At 65.5% G+C, this 15934-nt stretch carries 11 protein-coding genes and 1 pseudogene; 3 read left to right on the top strand and 9 right to left on the bottom strand.

All coding sequences use genetic code 11. The features are described 5' to 3' along the window. The first annotated feature begins 60 nt into the window (after positions 1–60). The gene (locus AB0H61_RS32925) at positions 61–1029 is read left to right on the top strand and encodes an alpha/beta hydrolase (protein ID WP_357311649.1); all 969 of its coding nucleotides are present in this window, start codon (positions 61–63) and stop codon (positions 1027–1029) included. Between the two features lie 19 nt (positions 1030–1048). Here the strand turns inward: AB0H61_RS32925 and AB0H61_RS32920 are convergent, their stop codons facing one another. After that, complete coding sequence (locus tag AB0H61_RS32920; RefSeq protein ID WP_357311648.1) at positions 1049–1519, bottom strand: DUF6194 family protein; 471 nt, start codon at positions 1517–1519, stop codon at positions 1049–1051. Between the two features lie 62 nt (positions 1520–1581). Here AB0H61_RS32920 and AB0H61_RS32915 point away from each other — a divergent pair, with 62 nt between their 5' ends. Beyond that, the gene (locus tag AB0H61_RS32915) at positions 1582–2304 is read left to right on the top strand and encodes a MerR family transcriptional regulator (protein ID WP_357311647.1); all 723 of its coding nucleotides are present in this window, start codon (positions 1582–1584) and stop codon (positions 2302–2304) included. Positions 2305–2346: 42 nt separating this feature from the next. Here the strand turns inward: AB0H61_RS32915 and AB0H61_RS32910 are convergent, their stop codons facing one another. The 6 genes and pseudogenes from AB0H61_RS32910 to AB0H61_RS32885 all read right to left on the bottom strand — a co-directional run bounded on the left by AB0H61_RS32910 (position 2347) and on the right by AB0H61_RS32885 (position 11084). Further along, the gene (locus AB0H61_RS32910) at positions 2347–3696 is read right to left on the bottom strand and encodes a diacylglycerol kinase family protein (protein ID WP_357311646.1); all 1350 of its coding nucleotides are present in this window, start codon (positions 3694–3696) and stop codon (positions 2347–2349) included. Between the two features lie 79 nt (positions 3697–3775). Continuing rightward, positions 3776–5491, bottom strand: a complete 1716-nt coding sequence (locus tag AB0H61_RS32905; RefSeq protein WP_357311645.1) for a SulP family inorganic anion transporter — start codon at positions 5489–5491, stop codon at positions 3776–3778. A gap of 8 nt (positions 5492–5499) precedes the next feature. Next, the gene (locus AB0H61_RS32900) at positions 5500–8298 is read right to left on the bottom strand and encodes a cation-translocating P-type ATPase (protein ID WP_357311644.1); all 2799 of its coding nucleotides are present in this window, start codon (positions 8296–8298) and stop codon (positions 5500–5502) included. Between the two features lie 28 nt (positions 8299–8326). Next, positions 8327–9217, bottom strand: coding sequence for a polyphosphate kinase 2 (gene ppk2, locus AB0H61_RS32895; protein WP_357311643.1), 891 nt, complete (start codon positions 9215–9217; stop codon positions 8327–8329). Positions 9218–9369: 152 nt separating this feature from the next. Further along, positions 9370–9564, bottom strand: a pseudogene (locus tag AB0H61_RS32890) (three-helix bundle dimerization domain-containing protein); the annotation flags it as partial. Between the two features lie 326 nt (positions 9565–9890). Then, complete coding sequence (locus tag AB0H61_RS32885) at positions 9891–11084, bottom strand: serine hydrolase domain-containing protein (RefSeq protein WP_357311642.1); 1194 nt, start codon at positions 11082–11084, stop codon at positions 9891–9893. A 518-nt stretch (positions 11085–11602) separates the two neighbouring features. On the opposite strand from AB0H61_RS32885, the gene AB0H61_RS32880 reads away from it, so the two are divergent. After that, a complete protein-coding gene (locus AB0H61_RS32880; RefSeq protein ID WP_357311641.1) occupies positions 11603–14104 on the top strand; it encodes an MFS transporter in 2502 nt (833 codons plus the stop codon). Positions 14105–14118: 14 nt separating this feature from the next. Here AB0H61_RS32880 and AB0H61_RS32875 read toward each other — a convergent pair whose 3' ends face one another. Beyond that, a complete protein-coding gene (locus AB0H61_RS32875; RefSeq protein WP_357311640.1) occupies positions 14119–14715 on the bottom strand; it encodes a helix-turn-helix domain-containing protein in 597 nt (198 codons plus the stop codon). Beyond that, a complete protein-coding gene (locus AB0H61_RS32870; protein ID WP_357311639.1) occupies positions 14712–15932 on the bottom strand; it encodes a cytochrome P450 in 1221 nt (406 codons plus the stop codon). Before AB0H61_RS32870 ends, AB0H61_RS32875 begins: the two co-directional genes overlap by 4 nt. Positions 15933–15934: the final 2 nt, after the last annotated feature.

Here is a 15934-nt window from a genome sequence, read left to right as displayed (position 1 = left end):
TAATCGGTGCCCGGCGCGGCCGTGCCGGTGCGAGACGTGATGACAGGGAGATGAGCGGCGATGACGACCGAGACAGGTGCGGCGAAGCCGAGCTGGCAGACCAGAGCTGTCACAGCGCTGTTGGCGGCGGGCGGCCAGCGGCAGATGCTCGGCAGCCCGGCACGGCTTCGAGCAGCGCTGGAGAAACGCGACCGGCGCGTCGAAGACGTACGGCCCCCGGCGTTCCTGCGCAAGGAGGCGACCGTCACCCGGGACGACCTCGACGGTTGGCCCGTGTACCGGATAACGCCGAAAGCCGTTTCCACCGACGTAACCGTGGTTTTCCTGCACGGCGGCGGCTTCATCCGCGAGATCGTCCGCCCGCATTGGAGTTTCGTCCGCGCACTCGGCGCCGCCGTTCCGGCGGAGTGCGTGGTCCCGATCTATCCGCTTGTCCCGCACGGCCGGGCCGCCGACATGGTGGCCACCACCGCCGCGATACTCGCCAGGACGATCGAACAGCGAGGCTCCGGAAGGACCGTGGTCATGGGTAACTCGGCCGGCGGCGGGCTGGCACTGGCGGCAACACAAGTCCTGGGCGATCACGGTGGGCCGCAACCATCCCGGGTCGTGCTGATATCCCCTTGGCTCGACGTCACCATGAGCGACCCGGCGCTGGCCGCGATCGAACCGGACGATCCATTCCATCAGCGGCCCGGGCTGGCCGAGATCGGGCGGCTCTACGCCGACGGCCTCGATACCCGCGACCCCCGGGTCAGCCCGCTGTACGGTCCCGTCGAAGGACTGCCGCCGCTCACAGTCTTCTGCGGTACTCGCGAAATGACCGTGATCGACGCACGAACCCTGACTCGCCGGGCCGAAGCCGCCGGAGTACCGGTCGACTACCACGAGGGTGCCGCATTACCCCACAACTATGCCCTCATGCCCACCCCCGAAGGACGCGCGGCCCGCGAGATCATCATCGACGCCTGCCGGACCCCACACCACGATCGGCACGCCGTCCCCGCCGCCCGGAAACCCGGCCCATAACGACGAGACCATCGGGGTATTAATGCGATCCGATGCGCCGCTGGTAGCGGGTGCGGGCCCGGTCGTGTGCGGTGCGGAGAAGCTCCAGGATCGGCTCCCGCGTCTGCCTGCCCGGGTTCACCACTGCCAGCCATGCCGCACTGCCGTACACGGGGTGTGCCAGCACGGTGTCGAGCCTGCTCGGGTCACCGCCGCGGTCGGTGATGTCGCGGGGATCGTGGCCGGTCCATCGGACGAAGGCTTCCTTACCGGCGTTGACGTTCACGCGGAAGACACCGGGCCGGTTCAGATCCGATCCGGTGTCGTCCGGATAGTCCTTGGTCACGATCGTCGCGAACGGCTGGCCCGTGGCCGGGACCTGGCGATCGGGTGCGTAGTAGAAGAACGTGTCCCCCCAGGCGATTTCGGGTGAACCGTCGCCGGGCCCCGGCCTGAGTGTCAGCACTTCCCCCAGGGATTCGATGAAGTCGATGATCTCGTCGATACTCATGTATTCCAGCGTTACATTGGAGTGCTTGTGTGGACTCGACTCCCATATAGGGCGGTGAAGACGTGAAAAGTCTCAACTCGCGTGGTCTTCGTACTGTCGATATCGCACGCCGGGCCGGGTACTCGGTCCAGCAGATCCGCAACCTCGAACGCGAGGGCGTACTCCCGCCCGCATTGCGCACCTCGTCCGGATACCGGCTCTATGACGGGTCACATGTGCACTCCGCACGCGCCTACCGCAGTCTGGCGGCGGGTACCGGTCCGATCGAAGCCAAGAAGATCATGCGTGCCGCGCACACGAACCAGCTCTCGGAGCTGCTCGCCCTTCTCGACGCGGCGCACGCTCGACTCGACAGGGAACGTCGCGATCTCGAGGCGGCCAAGGCGGCCGCCAGGGCGATCGCCGCGGAGCCCATCGACGATATGCGACAGTCGGATGAAATGAGCATCTCCGAGCTGGCCGGCGCGCTCGATGTACGACCGACAACACTGCGGCACTGGGACCTTGTCGGTCTGGTCGTACCGGGTCGAGACCGCGTCCGAGGAGCACGCAGATACACACCCGACCAGGTCCGCGACGCACGGATCGTGCACCAACTGCGGTTGGCCGGCTACCGCATCACGCAATTACAGGCCCTGATGCCCGAGCTGCGTCGTCCACATCGCTCGGACGACGTCATCGCCCGTCTGGCTGCCCGAGACATAAGCGTCCGAACGCGATCCAAAGAGCTCCTCGAAGCCGCTGCCGCACTCAGCGCACTACTCTCACCACCGACCGCCGAATGATCGTCGAGTCCGGTCGACGAACGCGGAATATGAACTGTGGACTCAATTGTCGGGCTGTGATTCGGCCGGATTCCGAAAGCGACGTGCACTGTCACGGAGTCGAATCCAATCGAGCACCGGTGCGGAAGGGCGCACACCCGGCCGTATACGGGGCACCCGAATTCGTAAGGCGCCGGGGCGGATACTGCACTCGACCGGGGTCTGGAGCAGGAGCGATTCCCCGTCTACTCCGACGGGAATCTCCGGGGTGTGCGCATCGATGACCACCGCATCCGCGGTCCACTGCGTCAGTCCGCGGTTTCGGGTGCGGCGCAGCAGGCCGATGGCCTGTCGAGTGTTCGCGACCGACAGCGTGACCACCCCGAGTACGCCGCGGTCGAGGCGGTCGCGGCGGCTCAGTCCGGCCAGATCGCTGTTTCCGTAAGGGTTGTTGCTGACCAGGACCGCCTGTGGCCGGTCGATTGTCGTATCACCGATGCGTGCGATGAGCTGTGAACCGGTCTCTCCGGCGAGGAGGTCCGGCAGCATTTGCAGCACCGTTGCCGTCTTGTCGGCGCGGTAGGCGGGGCTGCGCACCACCTCGGCATAGACACCGAAGGAGGCGTTGTTCACGAAGGGGCGTCCGTTGATAGTGCCGAGGTCGATACGCAGTTCGACACCGTCGCGGAGCGCGTCGAGTGAGGTTGAGGGGTCGGTGCGGTCGAGACCGAGGTCCATCGCGAAGTGGTTGCGGGTTCCGGCGCTGATCACCAGGAACGGCAGGTCGTGTTCGGCCGCGATGCCCGCGACGAGCGCCTGGGTGCCGTCGCCGCCGGCGACTCCGAGCAGGTCCGCTCCCCTGGCGACCGCTTGTCGGGCCACGGCCACGACGTCGACGGTGCCAGGGCCTTCGAGCAATACGACCTCGGCGCCGAGTTCTTGTGCTTTGCGCTGTAGGTCGAACTTCGCGACCTTCCCGCCGCCGGAGTGCGGATTCATGATCAGGAATGGGTGTTTCGGTGCCGATGCCGGATATTCACGCATATGCGTCTGCGAATCCTCACGGCGCAGCGCGGCACGCGCACAGATCAGCGCCAGCAGCGCCAGCGCGTACGCGAGCAGCACCACCCACAGCAGGTGCGCGCGGATGAAGAGGACCAGGACGACGATCGGCGCAATGATCATCACACTCAGCGCGATCCACCGGATCACCCTGCGGCGGATCAGGAACCAGTACAACGCCGCCACCGTGACGACGACGCCGCCGATCCCCACGAGGAGCAGCCCCAACGTGCCGCGCAACCCGGCGAACACTATGGGTACGGCTGCCGCCGCGGCGGCGAACGCGAACGCCGCGCGTGCCAACCAGCTCCGGGTATTGGCGTCGCGATCAGCGGTGCTCGACCGGCTCATCGCCGGGCCCTCGCATTCCTCGGTGTCGGGCGGGTGGTGTCATCGTGGTTCATGATGTGCCTCGTCTCGGGTAGTCGGTTCAACGATCGGTCGAACGGCCGGTATGTCCGGTTCGGTGGTGGAATGCGCTGACCGCCGCGTCGATGGTGGGATAGAAGTGCGTCGCGTCGAACCGTTCGTTCACCCCGAATCGGATCAGGCGGTCTTTGATCGGTCCCTTCATCTCCGCGAACGCCAGCCGAATCCCCTTGCCCTCCAGATACCTGTCGAGGTCGACCAGCTCATCGACGGCGGTGGTGTCGAGACCGGTGATCGGCTCGGCGGCGACGATGACCCATTCGACCGGGGTCGGAGCCTTCGCAACCACCGAGCGCACGTAGGAGTCGAAGATTTCCCCGTTGGCGAAGAACAGGGGTGCATCGAACCGCACCAGCACGAGGCCGGGAATGCGTTGGCCGCCGGGGTGGCGTTCGATGTCGTGGAAGCCCGGGCGATCCCCGGTTCGGATGAGTTCGGTCCGGTGTGGCTGCCAAGCCCGCGTGACCACCGCGACGAAGGACAGCCCGATCGCGACGAGTATGCCCTGTAGTACTCCCACCAGCGCGACCCCGAGGAACGCCGCGACCGCGAGTCCGAACTCGATGGTGCTCATGCGCCACATTCGGATCATGCCGCCGACGTCGATCAACGCCGTAGCCGCGACGATCACCACGGCCCCGAGTGCCGCATCGGGCAGATAGGCGGTGACCCCGGGGGCGACAAGGACGAACAGCAATACCGCGAGTGCGCCGACGACACCGGCCAATTGCGTATGAGCGCCGCTTTGTTCGGCCACCGGGGTTCGTGACCCGCTCGCCGAGACCGGGAAGCCACCGAACAGGCCGCCCGCGATATTGGCGGCCCCGATCGCCTTCATCTCGGTACTGCCGTTGACGTCCTCGCCGTGCCGGGAGGCGAAGGTTCGCGACAGCACGCCGGTATCGGCGAAGGCGATCAGCGCGATCCCGGCCGCGGGGCCGACCAGATGTCCGACATCGTGCCAGGTGATTCCGCCGAAGGATGGTAGCGGCAGACCTTCGGGAAGGGCTCCGACCATATCGATGTCGTCGGTGAGATCGGCCGCCGCCGACAGCGCCATCGCCGCGACGACCGCGACCAGGACTCCGGGGACGATAGGAAGCCAGAGACGAAACGCCACGATGATCGCGAGCGCGCCGATGCCGACGGCGGCGGCGATCGGGTCGATTTCCCTGTTGAACACCGATTTTCCGATCTCGGCGATTTCACCGAGTACACCCGGGGCCTCCACGGAGAACCCGAGCAGTTTGGGAAGCTGCCCGACGACGACGATGAGCGCGATCGCATTCAGGTATCCCAGCCGGATGGGTTTGGACAGCAGCTCGGTGACGAAGCCCAAATTCAGGAATCCGCCGACGAGAAGAATGATGCCCATGAGCACGCCCAGGACGCCGGCGAGCGCGAGCGCGCTTTCCGGATCATCGGCCACGGCCAGCGGAAGCACGGCCGCGGCAATGAGCGGTGCCAGCGATGAATCCGGGCCGAGCACAAGAATTTTCGACGGACCGACCACCGCGTAGGTGAGCAGCGGCACGATGGTGGCGTAGAGCCCGGCGTAGGCCGGTAGCCCGGCAGCTTCGGCGTAGCCCATTCCGGCGGGGATGAGCAGGGCGGTCAGGACCAATCCGGCGGTGATGTCGGTGCGCAGCCATTCCCTGCGGTACTGCCGGGCCGTCGCGATCCCGGGTAGCCGGCCCAGAGTTTCGACCCAGGACATGGTCGGCCTCAGCGCAGACGTGCGCGCTGCGGTTCCACGGCGACCGCGGTGGGTATCGGTGCGGGCGGCGTGGACCGGAGACGGCGTCGGCGCCGCAGTGCCTTCTCCGCTTCCACGACGATCGGGATGATCATCGACCAACCGAGGCAGGCCAGCCATTGGCCGCCGGTCAGCGACGTCGTCATGAGCAGGTCTTGCAGGAAGCCGATTTCGACGGCGCAGACGGTGACGATGATCGGGATCGACAGGATTTTGAGCGCGCTCAGAACCGGTGGGGTTACACCGGATTCCGGATCGCGTCGCATGACGAGGCCGCTGAGAATCGAACCGAAGGACAGCACCACGAATGCCGTGGTCATGGGGACGTTCGCCTCGGTGGTACTCATATCGCCCGGGGCGAGAAGCATGGCGGCGAGTGTGACCGCGAACTGCAGAATTCCGTACGCCAACCACTGTGTGAACGCCGCGCGGTTGGCTATCGGCTTCGCGGGGTCACGGGGCGGCTTGTTCATCAGGTCGGGCGCCGGAGGATCGACCATGATGACGGCCACCGGGAACAGGGTGATGAAGAAGTGCTGGAACAGCACCATCAGCGGGGTGAGCGCGACCCCGTCGTTGATGTCGAAGATGCTCGCGACGAGGAACAGCAGAACCAGTGAGAACAGCTTCGACATCTGATAGCGGATATAGGACACGATCTTGTCGTAGATGTTGCGACCCAGGTGGATCGCGGTGATCAGGGTCCCGAAGTTGTCGTCGGTGAGCACCATCTTGCCCGCCTGCTTGGTGACCTCGCTGCCCGAGCCCATGGCAACGCCGATATCGGCTTTCTTCAGGGCGGCGGCGTCGTTGACGGCGTCGCCGGTCATGGCCACGACCGCCCCGCCTTTCTGCATGATGTCGGCCAGGCGCAATTTGTCCTGGGGGGTGACACGGCCGAATACGTGCAGGTCCGGAAGCGCCGCCGACAGGGCCTCGTCGGACATGGCCTGGAGTTCGGCCCCGCCGATCGCGCCCGGGCCGAGTCCGAGTTCGGCGCCGATGGCGGAGGCGGTGACCGCGTGGTCGCCGGTGATCATCCGGACGTCGATGCCGGCCTGGTGCGCGGTACGCACCGAGGTGATCGCCTCCGGGCGAAGAGGATCGATGATCCCCGCCATGCCGACGAAGGTGAGGTCCTCGACGAAGGACATGGGGTCGGATCGCACCGCGTCCTCCTGCCCGTCGAGGCGGCGGGCGGCGAAGGCCAGCACGCGAAGTCCCTTCTCGGACATGGTCCGGATCGCCGCGGTCAGTTCCTCGCGTACCTCATCGATCGGCACCGTTACCCGACCCGGCCGGAAGGCGGTCCCGCATCGAGCCAGGACCATATCGGGTGCGCCCTTGACCAGTTCTACGAACTGGGTGGCGCCGTCGACCTGGAGGTGGTGGAACGTCGCCATGAATTTGTATGCCGAGTCGAACGGCACCGCCGCCACACGTGGATAGTTCCGCCGGGTGAGTGCGGCATCGACGCCGATCTTCGCCGCGAGCACCACCAGCGCGGCCTCGGTCGGATCGCCGACGACCTCGCCGGTGTCGGAGACGGTGGCGTCGCTGTCGAGGCACAACCCGTAGGCCAGCAAGGTGAAATCCGGGGTGGGATCGCCTGCGGCGTGGGTGATCTTGCCCGATTTGCTGTAGCCCTCACCTTCCACCGAGTACCACCGGGTGTGGAAGTACAGCGACCGGACGGTCATCTGATTCATCGTCAGTGTGCCGGTCTTATCCGAATTGATGGCGCTGGTCGCGCCGAGCGTCTCGACGTCGGTGAGGTTCTTCACGACGGCTTTGGCTTCGGCGAGCTGACGCGCGCCATAGGCCAGCATCGCTTGGACAAATGTCGGGAGGCCGGTCGGGATCGCCGAAACGCCCATGGAAATGCCCAGCAGCAGAAGGGTTGTGAGGTCGTCACCCCGGCTGATTCCGATGACCAGGATAATCGCTACCGACGTCCATGCGATGACGCCGAGCACCTTGGTGAGCGAATCCAATTCGCGCTGTAGCGGAGACTTTTTCGGTGCGACCGCCGAGAGCATCGACGCGATCCGGCCCATCTGGGTATTCATGCCGGTTTCGGTGATCACCATGGTGGCGGTGCCACGGGTGACCGAGGTGTTCTGAAAGACCATATCGGTGCGGTCACCGAGGGCGATATCGGCGTCGTCGAGGGTTTGGGGGTTCTTCGCGACCGGTGCGCTCTCACCGGTGAGGGCCGCCTCCTGCGTTTCCAAGGTGGCCGAGGTGAGCAAGCGGCCGTCCGCGGGGACGATATCGCCCGCTTCGAGCTGGACGATGTCGCCGGGCACGAGTTCGGTGGCGTCGAGCTGGATCAGGACGCCGTCGCGCATCGTCCGTGCCTGCGGTATCTGCATTTTCGCCAGCGCGTCCACGCTGGCGCGCGCTTTCAATTCCTGCCGTGTGCCAAGCACCACATTGAGCCCGACGAGCACCGCGACCACGAGCGCCGTCGAGATCTCACCGATAACGATGCTGACCACCGCCACCGCGACCAGCATCAGGTTCATCGGATCCTTCAGTTGTAGCAGCCCGAGCACCCACATCGACGGAACCGGCTCGGACACAATCGCATTGGAGCCATACCGGCGGCGGCGTTCATCCACATCGGCGGCCCCCAGACCGGACTGCGCATCGGAGGCCAGTGCCGACACGACGGACCCGGCGTCCTGCGCGTGCCAACTCGGCGGCGTCTGCGCGGTGGTGAGTCCGTGCGCCTGGTCGTTCGGCGCGGCGTGGGTGGATGCCATGACCGCTCGTCCTTTCCCGGCTCGACGCTCAGTAGGGAGTCGGAATCCAGTGCAGTGGTTGCATCGGCGCCTGGTAGCCGTGGGCACTCTGCCGCTGTGGCAGGGATATATCCGGGTGGTGCAGAGGTCCGTAGGGGATCCGGCTCAGGAGGTGGCTGATGATGTTGAGCCGCCCGCGCTTCTTGTCGTCGTTGACCGCGACGTACCAAGGCGCCCAGCCGGTGTCGGTGAGGTGGAACATCTCGTCGCGGGCCCGGGAGTAGTCGTACCACCGGCTGTAGGACTTCAGATCCAGATCCGACAGCTTCCAGATCTTGCGAGGATCGTCGATACGGCTCTGCAGTCGCAGTGTCTGCTGCTCCTCGCTGACCTCCAGCCAGTACTTCAGCAGAATCACCCCGGAGTCCACGATCGCGCGTTCGACCGCCGGGATCAGTTGAAGGAAATGCTGTGCTTGCTCCTGGGTGCAGAAACCCATTACCCGTTCCACACCGGCGCGGTTGTACCAACTGCGGTCGAAGATCACGATCTCCCCTGCCGCGGGAAGATAGGGCAGGTAGCGCTGCACATACATCTGCGACTTCTCACGCTCGGTCGGCGCCGGCAGGGCGACGACACGGAAGACCCGCGGGCTCACCCTGGCGGTAATCGTCTTGATCACGCCACCCTTGCCCGCGGTGTCGCGGCCCTCGAACAGGATGCAGATCCGCGCCCCCGACGCCTTCACCCACTCCTGCAACGCGACGAGTTCGGCATCCAGCGGCCGCAGCAGTCGGCGGTACTCCTTGTTCTTCATCGGTCGGGCGGTGCCGGGCTCCCGCGCTGCTCCGAGCTCGACCAATTCGCCATTCGACGCCCGCGAACCGGTGCTACCGGATCTTTTCGGCCTGGCCTTCTTGCGATCGGACTTCTTTCCCACCATTCTCCTCACAGGTCGTTCGAATGCCGCGATTCGGGCGGCCGTTCGACTGCGGAGCTCGGTTTGCCAGCCGACTGCATCGTTAGCAGTTGCTGCGACTCGGCGTATTTGCCGAGATCCTGTACTACAGGAGCGATCGCGGCTACCTCCGATACTCGGTTACCGATATCGTGTCGCGCTGCTTTTTCGACGAGAAGTGGCACGAAATCCCGTATACGCCCCGCCGCGAAGCGCTTGTGAATATTGCGAACAATGTGCTCTATGTCAACAGGTGAGACAGCAGGGTATCGAGTGATCAGACGTTCGATCACCTGCTCGACCTGGAGCAATTCATCATCGCCGGTCATCGGACCATCGTCGTACCGTCGAGGAACTCCAGTCAAGACACAAGTTGGACTCCGCAGCATGCTTCGCATTGAATGCGGCAACGCTGCTGTGCGCAGTATACTTTCACGTCGAACTCGATGCCCGCGCGCCCGTTTCAACGAGAGCATCTCGACACATGGCGAGAAGCAGGATGATACGGCGCCGACATTGCTACAGATTCCAAATTGCTTCTAAATTGCTCAGAGCGCCCCATCAGCCATTTGAAACCCTGCTGTCAGCCGAGATGTTTGCGCTCCACGATCATCGGCAGGTATCGACGGACACAGCCGCATGGACCGGTCCCCGGTCAGAATACTTTCGGCGGATTGACGGGCAGGAGCAGTGTACCGATGGCATTTCCGATGGGGACGGCGTTGTCGATATCCGTGTCGGCGGCCGGTCCGAGCGTGACGTACACGACGATCGCGGTCTTGGAATTCGTTTCGTAGAGAGCGACACCGTGATAGCCCCCGAACGCCGGGTCCATGAACAGCCAACTATTGAAATGGACGGTCCCGTAAGCGAAGTACTTCTCCGGGGTCAACGGCCCCAACCCGGCCGTCTTGGCCGCCATCATCTCCTCGAACACCGTGTCGGAGACCACCTCACCGGTGCCGAGCGCACGAACCCATCGTCCGACCTCGGCCACCGTGGAGTTCATATTGCCGCTGTTGAGGAAGGCCGTGGGATTCCAGAAGGTCGAGTCTTCGAAGACGCCGCGTTCGTTGGTGTAGCCGTGCAGGATCGGTTCGGTCATCTGAGGAGTCAGCACGACACTGCTCTTATCCATGCCGAGCGGCTCGAAGATCCGCTCCTTCAGCAGATCACCCAAGGGGCGGCCGGTTGCCTTCTCGAGGACGACCCCGAGCAGACATGAATCGCTGTGCGCGTAGGCCCAATCGGTCCCCGGTTCGAACAGCGGCGGGCGCGAGTTCGCCAGGTCGAAGATTTCCTGAGCGGTAAAGCCCTTCATAGGATTTGCGTAGAAGATCTTCAGGAACTCGGGGTTTGTCACGTAATCCGAGATCCCGGTCGTGCCATTGGCGAGCATGCGGGGCGTGATCTTGTCGGCCCGTGGAAAGTCGGGCACCCACTTGGCGATGGGCTCGTCGAGGCCCAGCGTTCCCGCTTCGCCGAGCTGTAAAAGCACCGTCGACAGCATGGGCTCCATCGGCTGGCCGACGCGCAGTTGCATATCCCGCGTCGCGGGCACAGCCAGCGGGGATTCGCCGAGCGCCCCGGTCACGATGACTTCGTCACCGCGCCACACGCCGAATACAGCGGCGCTGAGGTGGAGTTCGGACATGTGCGCGCGCACGATATCCACGATCTTCTCGGCGTTCGGGTCGTCGCTCTGCTCGATATTCCGAGGCAGCGAGGTAATGCGCTGCTCGGTTTCGTCGCGATCATTCGATCCGCACGCGACGGCGGCGACGGCGAGGGCGATAGCGACCGTAGTCGTTGCCGCCGCGTGTAGTCGGCGGCGCGTAGCAGATCTCATCAATCTCGATCCCTTCTGCGCGGGAGTCGATCGGGAGTTGCTCTGCCCGCAATTTACCCCGCCGCCACCACCGCGCGAGGGCGATTTATTTTGTGCGCGGCTACCGGCCCGAGAACACGACGGCCGGCCCCGTACCCGGCCGCTCAGCTCGGACCGAGGCCCGTGCGGCATCCTGCCGCCACCGCCCCGCGATATGAAGTGTTCGACGCCTGGAAAACAGTGCCCGTTATCGACCGCGTCGTTGCCCATCCGACCGAGACGTTGCGACGCGATGGCGCGTGAGCCGGGCTGCCCGGCCGGATCGCATGCGGACGGTATGTATAGTGACCCACCACAACTAGTTGTTCGCGCTGATCAAATCTGCTGGTGGGGAATGGGACTCGCGGGCGCCGTGCGATGGCGCCGGTCTCGCAACGACGGCGGTCGCGTACCCGAAGTATTCATCGGCAACAGTAGTTTCGTTTGCGGCACTTGGCTTTACTCCACGACAGACGGTCGAAAAGAACCAGGGCTTCTCTATGACGAATTCCACCACCACCCGGGCACCGGTCCCGGAATCAGGCGCGTCGCTGTCGCATCGGCAGATCCTGACCATTTTGTCCGGCCTACTGCTCGGCATCTTCCTGGCCGCGCTGGATCAGAACATTGTCAGCGTGGCGATCGTGCAGATCGCCAACAGCCTGAACGGTTTCGACGAACAGGCCTGGGCGACAACGGCCTATTTGATCACCGCGACCATCACCACCCCGCTATACGGCAAGCTGGCCGATATATACGGGCGAAAGCCGTTCTATCTCACGGCGATCGGCTTGTTCGTGATCGGTTCGGTGGCATGCACCTTCGCCACCTCGATGTACCAGCTGGCCGGATTCCGCGCGTTCCAGGGCCTGGGCGCGGGTGGGTTGATGTCGCTGGCCTTCACCATTATCGGCGATATCGTGCCCGCCCGGGAACGGGTGCGTTACCAGGGCTATTTCATGATCGTGTTCGGCTCGGCCACTGTTCTCGGTCCGGTGCTGGGCGGATTCTTCTCGAACTACGCCGAACTAGGTGGCCTCGAGGGTTGGCGCTGGGTGTTCCTGGTCAATGTTCCGGTCGGCGTGCTGGCGTTTCTGGTGGTCGCCAAGGTGTTGAACGTGCCGCATCAGCGCCAGCGGCATCGGATCGACTGGTTCGGCGCGCTGACACTCACCGTATGCGCGGTGCCGCTGTTGATCGTGGCCGAGCAGGGCAGGGAGTGGGGTTGGAGCTCGGATCGCGCCCTGCTCTGCTACGGGGTCGGTGCGGCGGGGCTGGTGCTGTTCATCCTCGTCGAATTCCTGATGAAGGATGCCGCGTTGATCCCGCTGCGGCTGTTCCGGAGCTCCACGTTCAGCGTTGCCATTGTGGGCGGATTCATTGTCGGTGTCGCGATGTTCGGCGCGATTGTCCTGGTGCCGTTGTACTTCCAGGTCGTGCGCGGCTACTCACCGACCAAGGCCGGTCTGCTGATGCTGCCGCTGGTGCTCGGCATCATGGTCGGATCGCAGATCGCCGGAGTGATCACCAAGAAGACCGGGCGCTACAAGATACTGCCGGTCATCGGATCGTTCGTTATCGCGCTCGGGTCCGCGCTGCACGCGCTGGTGGAATACGACAGCCCGCTCTGGCAACCGCTGCTCTGCGGCGGGATCATCGGCTTCGGGCTCGGCGGATGTATGCAGACCCTCATCATCGCCGCGCAGAATGCGGGGCCGCCGGTGGATATGGGAGTGTCTACCGCGGCGGCCACCTTCTTCCGCCAGATCGGGGGGACCCTGGGCGTCGCGGTATTCCTGACGATCCTGTTCAATCTGTTGCCGCACCGGATCATCGATGCGTTCGGCGGGCATCTGCCGGAGGGCTTCGACTCCGCCCAGCTCACCAGCATGCAGAGCAGCACAAGCGGGCTCGCGGCCCTGCCGGGGGAAGTTCGGGTGCCGATCCTGACCGGATTCACCGAATCCATGCAGGCCGTATTCCTGGTCGCCGCGGCCATCGCGGTGCTCGCCTGCGTGGTGCTGATGTTCATGAAGGAGATTCCGCTCCAGGACGTCGCCGCCGCGCTCGCGGAGCCGGAAGCGACGGAGCCCTCCGAGTCGAGCTGGGACGAGGCACAGATCTGGGAGGGTGCCGCGGAAGTACTGTCCGAACCCGAACCGGTGCTGGCCGCGGCCGCGCATCACAGTGGCGGACCGCACCGGGTTTCGGCGATATCCGCCGAGGCGGTGACCGAAGATCCTGTTCCGGAACGGTTTTCGATCGGCGGCCGGGTATGCCGGGAGGACGGGCATCCGGTCCCCGCCGCCGCGCTCACCCTCATCGATCAGCGCGGCCACCAGGCCGCCCGTGCCATCGGCGAGGGCGATGGCGCCTACTCCATCGCCGCGCCCGACCCGGGCAATTACGTGCTGATCGCCGCGGCGACCGGGCATCAGCCCGCCGCCGTCAGCGTGACGGTCGGCTGGCGGACGCACAAGCTCGATCTGACCCTGCTCGGATCCGGCGAGTTGTCCGGTGTGGTCCGTTCGGCTCGTCGTGGCACTCCGCTCGAGGGCGCCACGATTACGCTCACGGACCCGCACGGCGAGGTCGTCGGCGCGGCCGTCAGCGCGAGCGACGGCGCGTACCTGTGCCGTGGCGTGGTCCCGGGCACCTACACCCTGGTGGCGGTGGCCGACCATATGCGGCCGGGCGCGACGACCCTCACGGTGCCGGACAGCGGATTGCTGCGCCACGATGTGGAACTCGCGCCGATGGCGGTGCTCGCCGGATCGGCCAGGGCCGACGATGACCGGGCGGTACCCGATATTCAGATCACCGTCCTGGATGCCGCGGGCGACCTGACCGCGTCCGCGCGCACCGACGAGCACGGCAGGTACGTCGTGCCGGATCTGCCGGAGGGTCAGTACACCGTCGTCGCGCGCGGCTACCCTCCGGTGACCAGCCGCGTCATGGTATCCGGCGGCGAGGTCGCCCACGATGTGCGCCTCGGCTACTGACCCGGCCGGGAGCCTCAGCCATTCGGATTATATTGTGCGACAAGACGTTCGAGCGTTTCGGTGACGACCGGCGCGACGAACCGCTCGAGCATCGCGCGCTCGTCGGCCTCATCGCGGCCGGGCGCGGTGAGGAACGACATGATCACACGGGCCGCCCAGCGGGCCAGCCGGGACCGGTCGGCGTCAGCCATGGTCGCGGTCGGGAGCAGCCCGGCCCCGATCGCCTCGATGACATCGGAGGTCCGGCCGATCTCGTTGGCCAGTCCGGCATCGCCCGCGCCGAACCAGGCGATCAGGGTCGGGTCGGCCCGCACCAGCCGGATCGAGGCCATCATCGCGGCGACGACCCGCTCGCCGGGATCCGCGACGCCGGCCACCTCCGTGGCGACGGCGGCGGCGACCTGGCGCGCCTCGCGGTGTACGAAGGCGATACGCAAGGACTGGCGGTTCGGGAAGTACCGATACAGCGTCGCCCGCGAGCATCCCGCCGCGCGTGCCACATCGCCCATGCCGGTATTCGTCACGCCGCGTTCGACGAACAGTTGGGCTGCGGCGTCGAGAATCTGCTCGGCTGCGATATCCGCGCGGGTGGGCCGCAGCCAGTCGTTCACGCCGACACCCGGAACGGCACTCGATCCGGCCACCGCACATAGCTGCCGGGGGCGTAGCGGACCCCGTCGATATCGACGTCGAAATCGGGACAGCGGGCCAGTAACTCCTCCAGCGCGACACAGGCCACCATCCGGGCGGCAGCAGCGCCGAGGCAGTGATGATTGCCATGGCTGAAGGTCAGGATCCGGGTGGGTCGGCGCAACACCTCGAGTTCGCCCGCGGTCGGACCGAATTGCCGTTCATCGTGATTCGCCGAGGCATACAGCAAGAGCGCCCGACGCCCGGCCGGAATCACGGTGCCGTCGATCTCGACATCATGCGTGAGCGTGCGCGCCAAACCCTGCACGGGCGAGGTGAGCCGCAGGAACTCCTCCACCGCATCGGGAATGAGCGCGGGATTGTCGATGAGCAGGCGGCGCTGATCGGGATAGCGGGTGAGTAACTGCACCGCGCCGCCGAGATTGCCGGTGGTGGTGTCGTTGCCGCCGGTGATCATGGTGAATGCGAATCCGAGGATCGAGATGATGCCCGCGTAGTCACCGTCCGCACCCATTCCCGAGGCGACCAGGTGCGAGATGGTGTCGTCGCAGGGTTCGGCCCGGCGGCGCTCGATCAATCCGGTGAAGTACTGCATCAATTCACCCACCGCCTCCTGGGCGTGCAACGGGCTGCCGCCCGCCGAGGCGGTCATGATGAGATCGGTCCATTCGTCGAAGCGCGCCCGATCCCCCTCCGGCACACCGAGATAGTGCGCGACCACCATACTCGGCAGCGGCTTGAACAGTTCGACGACGATATCACCCTCCCCCGCCGCGCGCAGTCGCTCCAGCCGCTCCACGACGAATGCCCGGACCTGCGGTTCGACCGACCGCACCTGACGCGGGGTGAATCCCTTCATCACCTGCTTGCGGAAGGTGGTGTGGTCCGGCGGGTCGGTGAACACGAACGGCCGCGGCTGCGGGAGCCCGATCTCGTCGAGCGGGGTGTAGTCGACGGTCAGGCCCTGTGCCGAGGAGAACGTCGCGACATCCCGCGCGGCCGCGTAGACGTCCGCGTAGCGGGACAGCACGTAGTAGTCGCTGCCCGGATCGTCCTGCGGGATGACGTGGTGCACCGGATCGTGGTCGCGCAGCTCGCGATACATCGTCCAGGGGTCACGCCACGTCTCCCCGCTCCGCAACTCGAAGCGCGGCCGCTGAGACAACTCTGTCTTCATGG

It is taken from the genome of Nocardia sp. NPDC050710 (assembly GCF_040654375.1).
In the GTDB taxonomy this organism is placed as follows: Bacteria; Actinomycetota; Actinomycetes; order Mycobacteriales; family Mycobacteriaceae; genus Nocardia.
The sequence above is the reverse complement of the archived record's forward strand: the minus strand, read 5'-3'. Positions and strand labels throughout refer to the sequence as shown.